Genomic DNA, 12,202 nt, shown 5'->3' with positions numbered 1-12,202 from the left:
GCTGAAAAGGACTTTGAATTATGAGTGACAATTTAAGCTCAACGCCAAATCTTAGTTTTGATTCAACTACTCAGCGGTTGAATGAAAAACTGAACGATTTTGAGAGCACAGTTAAAACCCGAATGGACTCCCTTGATCCCAGTAATATGGCTGACCTTATCGCTTTCCAGCAGGAAATGAATAAGCTCACCATGATGTACAGCCTGGAGAGTGGTGTCATCAAGTCCATAAAAGATACAGCCCAGGGCATTATCCAGAAGATCAACTGATCCTGACTTGATAACCAGATAACGCAACTGATTCAGGAAACACCATTATGGTTAGCGCAGACACTCTCAGACTCCTTGCCGACATCGGCTTTATGGCCACCAGCGGCGGTTTCTCACCTCAGGCTCAAAGCATGTTCAAGGCGATTGAACAGGCGCGTCCTGACAGCGTACTGCCCCATATTGGCAACGCCCTGAACAGTATGAATATGAACCGTCATCAGGAAGCTCTGGATACGCTGGAGAAGAAAGCTCTGAAGCTGGAGCCGGAAAATCCGACGGTCAAAGCATTTATCGGTATGGCTTTGATGATGCTGGGCAGAAACAGTGAGTGTGAACGTTACCTCAACGGCCTGACCGACAGCGATGACTCTTTAGCTGCCAGTCTGGCATCCAATCTGTTGGTTGAATTGAAAGAGCAGGCCTCCAAGAAGTCCTCATCCGGACTTCACTAAACTATATAAGTTCAGCTCTGCATGAGCTTCTCGGTTAGCCACTCCCGATAGAGAGCCGTCAGCCATACCGCCGGCTTCTCAGCCCTTCCAGATGTGAATAACTCTTTTAACTTATCCACCGCCTGTACAACAGACTTATCAACCTTTCGCTGAGTTTGATAATGCTCGCCCTTGCCCCAGCTCGCGGCTACGGCCTTAATCAGTTTTCTATCCTGATAGTCTTCCCCGGATAGCCTGAGCTCCCGCCACGCCTGCTTCTCTAATTCCGTATCCAGATTCACAACACTCAGTCCGCCCAACGATTGAAAAACACTTTGGGTGATATCCCGGGATAGAGGATCATAGGGAAGTGGTTTGGCTAATCGTTGTTTCAGCTCTCTATGCCAAGCCTCTGGAGACTGAAAGGTTCGCTCCAACTCTTCGGCAAACTCCGTGCAGATTCTGTCTATCTCAACACTATGAAGTCTTTCCAAAAAGTGATCACTGATACATAAGCCAAGACTGGAGGATGCAAAACTGGTTGGGAGATCTTCCCCTGATAACTCCCTGGCTAAACACATTAAAATTTCAGCTTGGAAGCATGGCGCCTCACCATCTATCAAATCAAACGAACGATCTGAGATGCCTGCCAGTAAAAGCTGAGCCGTTTCAATGCCCGGATTTTTTATTGGTGGCAAATTGGAAGATGAAGGTTCTTCATACTCCTCAATCTGAAATATTTTCTGCTCACCAACCTCTTCTATGTATTCGCAATGTAGCAGGCCATGCTTAGTTGCCCATAGCATTAGGAAGTCCGCCTGCGCTCTGGCCAGAGGTAATATCTCTCTAATTTCACCCACACTCTGCCTTACCCGGCAAACCTTCAGAAGCTCCTCCAAAGACTCAACCGGCAAAGTCTGTCGCAGACTATGGTAATCCACCGGATAAAACCGGCCAGTTAAAACCTGGCGCCCCAACATTGTCGTTTGCAGCTGCCTGTTTTCAGCCAGAGAATCACTGCCATAGCCGGAAAAAATACGATTGGGGTGAAGAGCGTGCATCTGACCGGAAGGAACACATTCCAATGGCGTTTTTAGACTTTGAGTTTCAAAGACCTTATCAAACGCATCTATTACCAAAGACCACTGATAGGATTTCGAGTATCGCTTTTGCGCTTTCTTTCCGCAGTTCTTGCGAAGTGTGACATTCGTTAACAAGCCGATAAGTGCTGTCTTTAAGGCCTCAATATCAACAGCAACAGATTGCGCCTGAACAAAGCCGGACTGCATTGGCGAGAAGTAGGCATGAGGCACAGCCAGACCATCAGTATCGCCCCATAGCGTGGGAATCAGAAAACCTTCCTGACCATCCTCGATTAATTCCCGATAGCCATCCCAGTCGGAAAGAATAACCGGCAAGCCTGCAGACATCGCTTCTACAGGAGCAATACCAAAGCTTTCCTGTACCGAGTCCGCAAGGGAAACAAAAGTATCACTCGCCGCAAAGGCCAACTGCTTATGCTGCGGCTGCAGATCAAATTTAAAATAAATACGGTTCTCAAGACCAAGCTGCACAGCATACTGAACCAGTGACTGGATATAATCATCGTCATCCGCAGCCTGACCAACAATATACAAATACCAATCCTGCGCATCGGTTTCATCAGCCACTTCGGCCAGTGCCACCAACAACGGATGAAGGTCTGACTTATCCAACGGTGACAATCGCCCCAGACATAAGATGGCCAGCCCCTGCTCCGGGATACCAAGAGATTGCCTCGCTTCCTGAGCAGAAATATCGCAGGACATATCACTCACACCCAAAGGCAAAGTCAGAATATCCCCAGCAAAGCTCTTGTTATCTCGCTTTCCAGCTTCTGCCAGCAAGTTATTCAAAGCCTGCCCGGAGGCCTGACTGCTGCTCAGCAATGCATCGCCGCTGCGGGACTCCGCATGGAGAAGACTACGCCAAGCGCCCAGAGTGATATCCTGACTTAAGGAATGGCAACGCCCCCAGATCGGCCAGGGGGATGAGGCGAAAGCGGCGCGCAGCTCAAGCAGCTGCCCGATATAAGGATCGCCGCTATAGAACAGGTCATAGTCATCTGAGGAAAGGCTGGCAGCCATATAGGTAATGGGAAACACAATAATTTCCCGGCGGTCACTAAGCCCGTTTTGATACAACCAATTAAGCCAATACAGTTGTGAAGAGCGAATATCCGTCTCGACGGTAAAAAGATGAAAACGCTGGAAGCATCGGGTATGCCGAATCAGGTTCTGAAGAAAGCTGTCGTTCGCTTCCCGCAGGCCATTGATGTAACCATCCCGGGAAGTGCCACTGGCTGAAAGTACCGTTCCAAACAGCCGGCTCTTTGAAGCCATCAAGGCATCATCATGCCATTGGGAAGAGGAGGCGCGGATGATTCTCCGCCCTGCCCCAGCAGTCCTTTGTAATAGATGCCGCAGCCACCGAACTTCTCAACCGCTTCCTGAAAGTCTTCAATATTCAGATCTTCCAGCGGCATTCTTTGATAAAGCTGATAGATACCTTTTTCTTCATCAATGGATAATGAGCTGCGCTGCTCGAGAATCAGTCCCATGGTCTTTTCCAGCAACAGACGGCTCTGGCTCTGCCGCTGTCCCTCACTCTTAGCAAGCGGAGCAATCTCAGCCTGCAGACAGATCTTTCCTGATTCCTGATAGCAGTGAATACCCACGCCTTCCATCGGGATAAGGTAATGCCCATTCTGATCATCGGGCTTATCAATGCCATTATTTCTGGCAAACAGTGTTATTAGCTCATCCAGCTTCATGGGATCGTCCTGATCTTTCACACTCTCTATTAAATGTTGTCAATCAGGCGCCAGACTGCAAACACAAAAAAGCCACCGCCCTTTCGGGAGGTGGCTTTCTGAATTATAAGGCTGGGGGTTCTGAATTTTTATGAAACCACTTCAGAAGTTGCCTGACCGGAAAATGAAATCTTCTTAAACAACATCAGTGTCAGTGCAAAAAGAACGGCCGATGCCAGCAGAGCCATCGCAACAGAACCGGTTCCGCCCATTACCAGATAACCAACAAAGCTGATGGTTGCCACAGCCAGACAGTAAGGCAGCTGCGTCACTACGTGATCAATATGGTGACAGGACGCACCGGTTGAGGACAGGATGGTGGTATCGGAGATCGGTGAACAGTGATCACCAAATACTGCACCAGCCAGCACAGAACCCATCATCGGCATAATCTGGGCGATATCGGTTGCAGCCGCCATATCACCGGCAATCGGCAACATCACACCAAAAGTGCCCCAGCTGGTGCCCGTTGCAAAAGCCATGATACCGGCAATCACAAACATCAGCGCAGGCAGCCAATGTGCATCTATGGATTGGCTCACCAGACTGGCCAGGAACTTTCCGGTTTCCAGATTACTGATCACATCCACCAGCACCCAGGCCAATACCAGAATATAAATGGCTCCCATCATGGATTGCGCACCGGTTCTGGTTGCATCCACCACCTTGTCACTCACACCCTTGTGGCGCATCAGCATCAGGAAGCCACAGGCCATACCGATCACACCACCAATCATCAGAGAGTTGGCAACATTGGTGTTCTCAAAAGCCCCCAGCACAGAGAAAGGCAGACCAGCTTCAGTCAGCGCCTGGGCACCGGTTCCCACCAGTGCGGAAACTGTTGCAATCACCAACACCAGTATAGGAACAACCAGATCAGAAACCGTGCCCATATAGGCATCCTTCAGATCTCTGGAACCCATCGGTTCACCACGACGCGGATCATACAGCTCACCCTGAGCTGCCCGCATGGCGTGGGTTTTCATCGGACCGATATTCAAATCCATAGCGGCAGCAGCAAACACCATCGCCAGAGCAATCACTGCATACAGGTTCATCGGAATGATCTCGACAAAAGCAGAGAACGGAGAGATACCGGTTACCTGATGAGACGCCAGAATCGAACCAATCAGAGCAATGATATAAGCGCCCCAGCTGGATATCGGGCTGATAACACACACCGGCGCTGCGGTTGAATCGATCAGATAAGCGAGCTTGGCGCGGGAAACCCGGTTCCGGTCCGTCAGTGGACGACTGATATTACCCACAGCCAGAGAGTTAAAGTAATCATCAATAAAGATGATGATACCCAGAGCCACGGTCAGCAGCTGGGATCCACGAGCGGTTTTCACCCGCTTACGCGCCCATTCACCAAATGCGCGAGTACCACCAGCGACAGAGATATAGCTGGTCATAATGCCCAGACAGATCAGGAACAGCAGAATAAATACACTGCCGGTATTCACACCGCCATCACTCCAGAATACGGAGATAAAGGATTTAAACAGATACTGTGCGGTATGGGTCAGCTGAAAATCTGTCAGTAACAGACTGCCAACCAGAATACCGGCCACCAGTGAGATAATTGTTTTGCGAGTAATAATCGCAAGTCCGATCGCCACAGCCGGCGCCAGAAGGGAAAGATAAGACTGGGAAAAACTTGTTAAATCCATACTGCTGATCTCTAGTTTTCCTTGCAGGCACAGTGCTGAAATCCAGCTCTGCTACCTCATATTAGATGATCAGGAGCGCAAAAAATGAGAGAAGGCGGACAGTCGTTCACATAAATGACGACTATTGCGATAACTGTTTTTGCGAAACAGTATCACTGCAGGTTTCTCTCAAGATTCGGTAGCACTCCACGGTTCCCTGCCCGGTACACACCGGAACAGGCAAGCCCAGATGGCAATAGAACGTACTGCTTTAACCCTCGCGGGTTAACACAACACCGTGACAGTGTGGCGCTTATTCAACGACACCCCAACCAGCAGTTTCGACACTCTGCTGACTTCGGCGACAAGCCCTTTCCCGAATCCCCATTGGTGTCACCCCGGAACCCGGTACTGATGCCTGCCGCACCTCTACCATTCAAAACCTGTGGGTATTATCCACAACGCTAAGGTTATGAACAATAACAAGTTTCTTATGAACCATAACAAAAACGCCGGCAAGGCCGGCGTTTCAGATCAACTCACAACGTGAACAGGATTATTCCCACTCGATCGTTGCCGGTGGCTTGCTGGAAATATCGTAAGTCACACGAGATACATGGCTGATCTCGTTGATAATCCGGCTGGAGACCTTCTCCAGGAATTCATACGGCAGATGTGCCCAGCGTGCGGTCATAAAGTCGATTGTTTCAACAGCGCGCAGAGCAATAACGTACTCATATCGACGACCGTCACCGACAACACCTACAGACTTCACCGGCAGGAATACTGCGAACGCCTGGCTGGTCTTATGGTAAAGATCAGCCTTGTGCAGCTCTTCAATAAAGATCGCATCAGCTTCACGCAGAATATCGGCGTACTCTTTCTTCACTTCCGCCAGGATACGAACGCCCAGACCCGGGCCCGGGAATGGATGACGGTAAACCATGTCGTAAGGCAGGCCGAGTTCGAGACCGATCTTGCGTACTTCATCCTTGAACAGCTCACGCAGCGGTTCCACCAGCTCCATGGCCATATCATCAGGCAAGCCACCCACGTTGTGGTGAGACTTGATCACGTGCGCCTTGCCGGTCTTGCTGGCAGCGGATTCGATCACGTCAGGATAGATAGTTCCCTGGGCCAGGAACTTCACGCCCTGCAGCTTGGTAGACTCTTCATCGAACACTTCGATAAAGGTATTACCGATCGCCTTGCGCTTGGCTTCCGGATCCTGAACACCTTTCAGGCGGGACAGAAACTTCTCTTCTGCATCGGCACGAATCACACGTACGCCCATGTTCTCAGCGAACATAGCCATAACCTGATCGCCTTCGTTCTTGCGCAGCAGACCGTTGTCCACAAACACACAAACCAGCTGATCACCGATCGCCTTGTGCAGCAGTGCGGCAACAACGCTGGAGTCTACGCCGCCAGACAGGCCCAGCAGAACTTTCTGATCACCCACCTGCGCACGCACACGCTCGATGGCATCTTCAATAATGGCTGCAGGATTCCACAGCTTGTCACAGCCGGCGATTTCACAAACAAAGCGCTCAAGGATACGACCGCCCTGCTGAGTGTGAGTGACTTCAGGGTGGAACTGCACACCGTAGAAGTGACGATTCTCATCAGCCATACCGGCAAACGGGCAGCTGTCAGTCCAGGCCATACGGGAGAAGCCTTCCGGCAGAGTGGTGACCTTGTCACCGTGGCTCATCCAGACGTCTAGGCTGGCCTGACCACCTTCAGCGATATGATCCTGAATACCGTCCAGCAGGGTACCGGCCTGATCGATATTCACGCTGGCGTAGCCAAACTCGCGCAGGTCAGAAGTGGACACCTTGCCACCCAGCTGCTCGGCCATGGTCTGCATGCCGTAGCAAATACCCAGAACAGGAATACCCATTTCAAACACACACTGTGGTGCACGAGGAGTATCAGAGCCGGTTACAGACTCCGGGCCACCGGAGAGGATAATCGCTTTAGGGGCAAATTCGCGGATGGACTGTTCGTCCATATCGAAGGCGTGAATTTCGCTGTAGACGCCAATTTCACGGACACGACGGGCAATCAGCTGGGTGTACTGAGAACCGAAATCAAGAATCAAAACGCGCTGGGAATGAATATCCTGGCTCATTGGGCATCTTTACCTGATAGATAGCCCGCTCAGGGCAGGCTATCGGAATTTATAGTGCGGACAAACTCATAGCCTGTCCGTATATTATTTAACCTTTTAGCGAACCTCGCACAAGACCGTATTAGCCAGCACGGTAGTTCGGCGCTTCCTTGGTGATGGTCACATCATGGACGTGAGACTCACGCATACCGGCATTTGTCACCCGCACAAACTCAGGCTCGGTGCGCATGGTTTCGATATCTGCAGAACCGGTGTAACCCATGGAAGCGCGCAGGCCACCCATCAACTGGTGAATGATGGCGCCCAGGGTGCCTTTGTAAGGAACGCGTCCTTCAATACCTTCCGGTACCAGCTTGTCTGCACCGGCATTGGCATCCTGGAAGTAACGGTCGCTGGATCCGGAGCTCTGCGCCATGGCCCCCAGAGAGCCCATACCACGGTAGCTCTTATAGCTACGGCCCTGATACAGGATAATTTCGCCCGGCGCTTCGTCAGTGCCGGCCAGCATACTGCCAACCATCACAGTGCTGGCACCGGCAACAATTGCCTTGGCTAAATCACCGGAATAACGGATACCACCATCGGCAATCAGAGGAACGCCAGTGTCCTTCAGCGCTTCAGCGACATTGGCTACAGCTGTGATCTGAGGAACACCAATACCGGTCACAATACGAGTGGTACAAATAGAGCCAGGACCGATACCCACCTTCACACCATCTGCGCCGGCTTCAACCAGAGCTTTGGCCGCTGCACCTGTGGCGATATTGCCGCCGATTACCTGAACATTCGGATAGTTCTCTTTTACCCAGCGAACGCGATCGATAACACCTTTGGAATGACCGTGGGCGGTATCAACAATAATCACGTCTACACCGGCAGCAACCAGAGCAGCTACACGATCCGGAGTTTCCGGGCCGGTACCGACAGCGGCACCAACACGCAGCTGGCCGGATTCATCTTTACAGGCATCCGGGAAGTCCTGGGTATTCTGGATATCCTTAACGGTCATCATGCCTTTCAGGGCGCCACTATCATCAACGACCAGCACCTTTTCGATACGATGCTTCTGCAGCAGATTCAGGACTTCATTCTGGTTGGTGCCTTCTTTGACAGTGACCAGACGATCACGAGGCGTCATTACCTCGAATACACGCTTATCCAGATTATTCTCAAAGCGTACATCGCGGCTGGTAATAATGCCGACAAGATCGCCATTATCAAGAACCGGTACGCCGGAAATATTGTATTGCGCCTTAACCTGCATCAATTCACGAATCGTTGCGCTGGCTTCAATAGTGATAGGGTCAAGAACAATACCGCTCTCATGCTTCTTAACCTTGCGAACTTCTGCAGCCTGTTCTTCCGGGGTCATATTCTTATGAATAATGCCAATACCGCCGGCCTGGGCCATGGCGATGGCCAGACGGCCTTCAGTCACGGTATCCATCGCAGCAGAGAGCAGCGGGATATTCAGCTCGATACCACGGGTCAGTTTGGTTTTCAGAGACACCGACTTCGGCAAAACTTCCGAGTAGCCGGGTACGAGAAGGACATCATCGAATGTGAGGGCTTCTTGAGCGATACGTAACATTTTTTTTGCCATCCAGGTATGAAAAGCGGTCGTTCGTTACCGGTGCTCAATTCACTCTTTCGCAACGTCAGGTTGCACGAAACCCTCAGCGCCTATAAACCGGCCCGAGGAAAAAAGAATAAATTGTGCACGCAAACTGGCTTGAATACGTGGTGGGTGAACCACTACCAGCGGAACTGAAATAAATTTATGCAAGTATAAATGCCATTTCCCATACCGACAATTCTTATATTTTTGATTTTTTTCAGGGATAATGGCAGGGTTTGGCTAATTAAAAGCTGAATTAATCCCCTTCTGTTAATTCCCAACTGCTCTCCCCCTCTGGAATCAAATACCACATCATTCCCGCACCGGGTGCTTATCCAGCTTTCTTTGTAATGTTCTCCGATGCATGCCCAGTTGGCGGGCTGTCGCACTGATATTGCCATCATTGGCTGCCATCACCTGCTGGATATATTCCCACTCGACCCGGTCAACCGATAAGCGCTTCTCTGCTGGCTCCGGCAGTTCATCAGTCACAGCTTCACACTCCAGCGCAGCCAGAATCTGATCAGCATCCGCCGGTTTACAGAGATAGTTATGAGCGCCCAGTTTTACCGCTGCAACCGCTGTCGCCACACTGGCATAGCCGGTCAGCATCAATATTTTACAATCCGGGCTGGAATCCAGAATGGGCTCGATCAGACTTAAACCGCTTGGCCCGTCCATTTTAAGATCAAGAACGGCGAAGTCCGGTTTAAACTCTTCCAGGCTCTCTATGCCCTGTCGGGCATCATGGGCGACCCGCACATCCAATTGACGTCTGCGCATGGCGCGAGCCAGCACCTGGCAAAAGGTCGGATCATCATCCACCAGAAGAATGGCTTGTCCTGACAAAATACTTTGAATCCCTGTGTTTATTTATCACCGGCAACAACCGGCAGGGTAATTTCGGTCACTGTCCCACCTTCTGATGCTGTTTTCAAATTTACGACACCAGAGAACTTTTCCACCGTTGCCACACTCAATTGCAACCCGATCCCTAAACCATTCTGTTTATCAGACTGCGTTGTTGCACCGGGACGCTGAGCAACCTGACCAGCAACACCGTCTCCCCGATCGTGGATACTGATCACAAGATGTGCGATTGTTTCATTAAACGACAGACTTACAGGTGCTTCGCCCCCGGCATCTGCGGCATTATTCAGTAGATTAATAAGAGCCATACCCAGAGACGGATCGGTTTCCAGAAAAGTTTTGAGATCAGCAGGATTATTAGCGTTGAGCGCAACACTGGGTCTCAGCAATTGCCACTCCTCCAAAACCTGATGAATAAACGCAGAGGACGGCTGCACTTTTATAGTCTGATCCCGGCTGCTGTTTACTATCCGCCGCAATCGCTCACGACAGAGTTCAACCTGTGACTGCAGTAGAGAGATATCTTCTTTAAGCTCGGGATCCTCAGCGCCAAACAAGCTCATATCCTGCAGCACGACGCTCATAGTCGAGAGCGGAGTACCCAGTTCATGGGCAGCGCCTGCGGCAGTCAGAGCGACAGAAACTATCCGCTCATTACGCAGCTGCTGTTCACGGCTGGCGGCAACAGCGGCTCTTTGCTGTCGTAGGCTGGCAGCCATGGGCGCAACCACACCCGTAACCAGACAGGCACTGACTGAAAAGATCAACCACATCCCGCCAAGGTGTAAGAGCGCCATAACGGATAATTCCATCGTCACGTCATGAGCAGAGTGATCCATTCCGGACACATCCCCAGCGGGAGCAGCACCAATCATCGCCAATGGCAGATACCAGACCTGCAACAATGTATAACCACAAATGGCCAGCGCGGTGATGGTCCATGCACGACGGCGGGGCAACAGTGCTGCACCAATAATGACAGTAATCAGATAAACAAAAATAAAGGGGTTGGTATAACCACCGGTGAGATAGAGCAGTGCCGACTGAAATAACACATCAGTGGCCAGATGCCGTTCAAGCTCTTTCGCCGTTACGCCCGAAGATGAACGACAACGGATAGCGGTATAAACCGTGAGTGCAAGAATCAGCACAGAGACAACAGCTATCCCTTTCCAGGGCAAGGTGAAATCCAGAAGCGATGAAGCAACCGCCAGACTGACCAGCTGCAACAAGAGGACAATCCAGCGAACACTGTTCAGGCTTTGCAGGTTACGCAAACCCACATCACCGATAGTCGTAAAACGAAGAGGCATTGTGATAACACAGCCTTATTATTTTGTTGGCTGTTATTGTCTCGAAAAACTAGTGCTATCGGTATGGCATAAAAGCAGTTTTAGCTGCTTAGCCATCAGCCTCTTTTTTCCAGCAGAAGAATCCTGTTCCTGCCCTGTTCGGCTACCAGCATCTTTCCCGGCGCATATTCAATTATGGTTTGGGCGCTGCGCAGGTGTCGTGCAATCACAGTCAGCTGATTGTTCTGCCAAAGCAAGACCCGGCTATGAGCCGTTGCGTCTTCCGTTATCCACAGACCTTGGTGATTACATAACAGAAAGCCTGGTTTGTGTAGACCTGTCAGTATCTCAACAGGCTTTACGCCCCTTTGAAATTGGAAGACTTTCCCCAGTTTCTTATCACAAAAATACAAATCACCATTTGGACAAAGACTGACCCCTTCCAGTGCAGTCCCACCTTCATAGAGAGTACTGACCAGTCCACTCCCGGCCTCATAAGCAAGTAGCCGACCGCCCTGACGATCTTCAACTGTGTAGAGAAACCTATCCTGCCCGTTGGTTATACCTTCTGCAGAGTCGGCCTCGAATAATTCCTCAGACTGGCTGTCGTGATACCAGAGTACAGGCGCCTTACCTCCCTCCTGCGTCAGAGCCACTCCATCACGAAACACCGTCAATCCATCCGGCTTGGCCAGCTGATCCAACAGCAGTTGACGATCACCATTCTCTGCAAGATGTAATAAGGTACCGTCAGGCCAGGCCTTCTCCTGCGTAACAAATAAACTACCATCCGGGTGCAAAGCCAGAGCAGAAACCCAATCAATATCCGCAGCCCAAACCTGTACATCCCAGCCATCTGCACCTGCCACGGGAAAAAAGCGTACATAAAACCCAACGCCACCAAAGACCAGAACTATCCCTACAATCAGCCCCACTATCAGCCAGGCTCTCAGCCAGAAAAACCGTTTCATGGCATGTTCCCCTATTCTTTGGGCGAGCAGTTAAGGCGGCATTCGCAAAATCTGCCACTCCCCGCCACTGTTACCTTGCAGCATCAGAACAGCTCAAGGACAATGTCACCGATA

10 protein-coding genes and 1 riboswitch are annotated in these 12,202 nt (G+C 50.7%); of the genes, 2 read left to right on the top strand and 8 right to left on the bottom strand.

Features of this window, described 5'->3' with window-relative positions:
- Nucleotides 1-20: 20 nt before the first annotated feature.
- On the top strand, nt 21-269 hold the full coding sequence (gene sctF / locus EHSB41UT_RS01670) for a type III secretion system needle filament subunit SctF (protein ID WP_087106260.1): 249 nt from the start codon (nt 21-23) through the stop codon (nt 267-269).
- Nucleotides 270-316: 47 nt separating this feature from the next.
- Nucleotides 317-721, top strand: coding sequence for a tetratricopeptide repeat protein (locus tag EHSB41UT_RS01665; RefSeq protein ID WP_087106258.1), 405 nt, complete (start codon nt 317-319; stop codon nt 719-721).
- A gap of 11 nt (nt 722-732) precedes the next feature.
- On the opposite strand, the gene EHSB41UT_RS01660 is transcribed toward EHSB41UT_RS01665, so the two are convergent.
- The 8 genes from EHSB41UT_RS01660 to EHSB41UT_RS01625 all read right to left on the bottom strand — a co-directional run bounded on the left by EHSB41UT_RS01660 (nt 733) and on the right by EHSB41UT_RS01625 (nt 12,088).
- Nucleotides 733-3,081: a glycosyltransferase family 4 protein gene (locus EHSB41UT_RS01660; protein ID WP_087106257.1), complete on the bottom strand. Its 2,349-nt coding sequence runs from the start codon at nt 3,079-3,081 to the stop codon at nt 733-735.
- On the bottom strand, nt 3,081-3,512 hold the full coding sequence (locus EHSB41UT_RS01655; RefSeq protein WP_087106255.1) for a CesT family type III secretion system chaperone: 432 nt from the start codon (nt 3,510-3,512) through the stop codon (nt 3,081-3,083). Before EHSB41UT_RS01655 ends, EHSB41UT_RS01660 begins: the two co-directional genes overlap by 1 nt.
- Before the next feature lie 128 nt (nt 3,513-3,640).
- On the bottom strand, nt 3,641-5,224 hold the full coding sequence (locus tag EHSB41UT_RS01650) for a Na+/H+ antiporter NhaC family protein (protein ID WP_087106253.1): 1,584 nt from the start codon (nt 5,222-5,224) through the stop codon (nt 3,641-3,643).
- Nucleotides 5,225-5,395: 171 nt separating this feature from the next.
- Nucleotides 5,396-5,643, bottom strand: a riboswitch (Lysine riboswitch).
- Nucleotides 5,644-5,759: 116 nt separating this feature from the next.
- A complete protein-coding gene (gene guaA / locus EHSB41UT_RS01645) occupies nt 5,760-7,337 on the bottom strand; it encodes a glutamine-hydrolyzing GMP synthase (protein ID WP_087106251.1) in 1,578 nt (525 codons plus the stop codon).
- 121 nt (nt 7,338-7,458) lie between these two features.
- A complete protein-coding gene (guaB, locus tag EHSB41UT_RS01640) occupies nt 7,459-8,928 on the bottom strand; it encodes an IMP dehydrogenase (RefSeq protein ID WP_087106873.1) in 1,470 nt (489 codons plus the stop codon).
- Between the two features lie 339 nt (nt 8,929-9,267).
- Nucleotides 9,268-9,804: a response regulator transcription factor gene (locus tag EHSB41UT_RS01635; RefSeq protein WP_207626536.1), complete on the bottom strand. Its 537-nt coding sequence runs from the start codon at nt 9,802-9,804 to the stop codon at nt 9,268-9,270.
- A gap of 20 nt (nt 9,805-9,824) precedes the next feature.
- Complete coding sequence (locus EHSB41UT_RS01630; protein ID WP_087106250.1) at nt 9,825-11,138, bottom strand: ATP-binding protein; 1,314 nt, start codon at nt 11,136-11,138, stop codon at nt 9,825-9,827.
- A 95-nt stretch (nt 11,139-11,233) separates the two neighbouring features.
- On the bottom strand, nt 11,234-12,088 hold the full coding sequence (locus tag EHSB41UT_RS01625; RefSeq protein WP_087106248.1) for a hypothetical protein: 855 nt from the start codon (nt 12,086-12,088) through the stop codon (nt 11,234-11,236).
- Nucleotides 12,089-12,202 lie beyond the last annotated feature (114 nt).

This window comes from Parendozoicomonas haliclonae, from assembly GCF_900174585.1.
GTDB classification, from domain to species: domain Bacteria; phylum Pseudomonadota; class Gammaproteobacteria; order Pseudomonadales; family Endozoicomonadaceae; genus Sansalvadorimonas; species Sansalvadorimonas haliclonae.
Note: the sequence above shows the minus strand (reverse complement) of the source record. Positions and strands in the feature narration are given on the sequence as shown.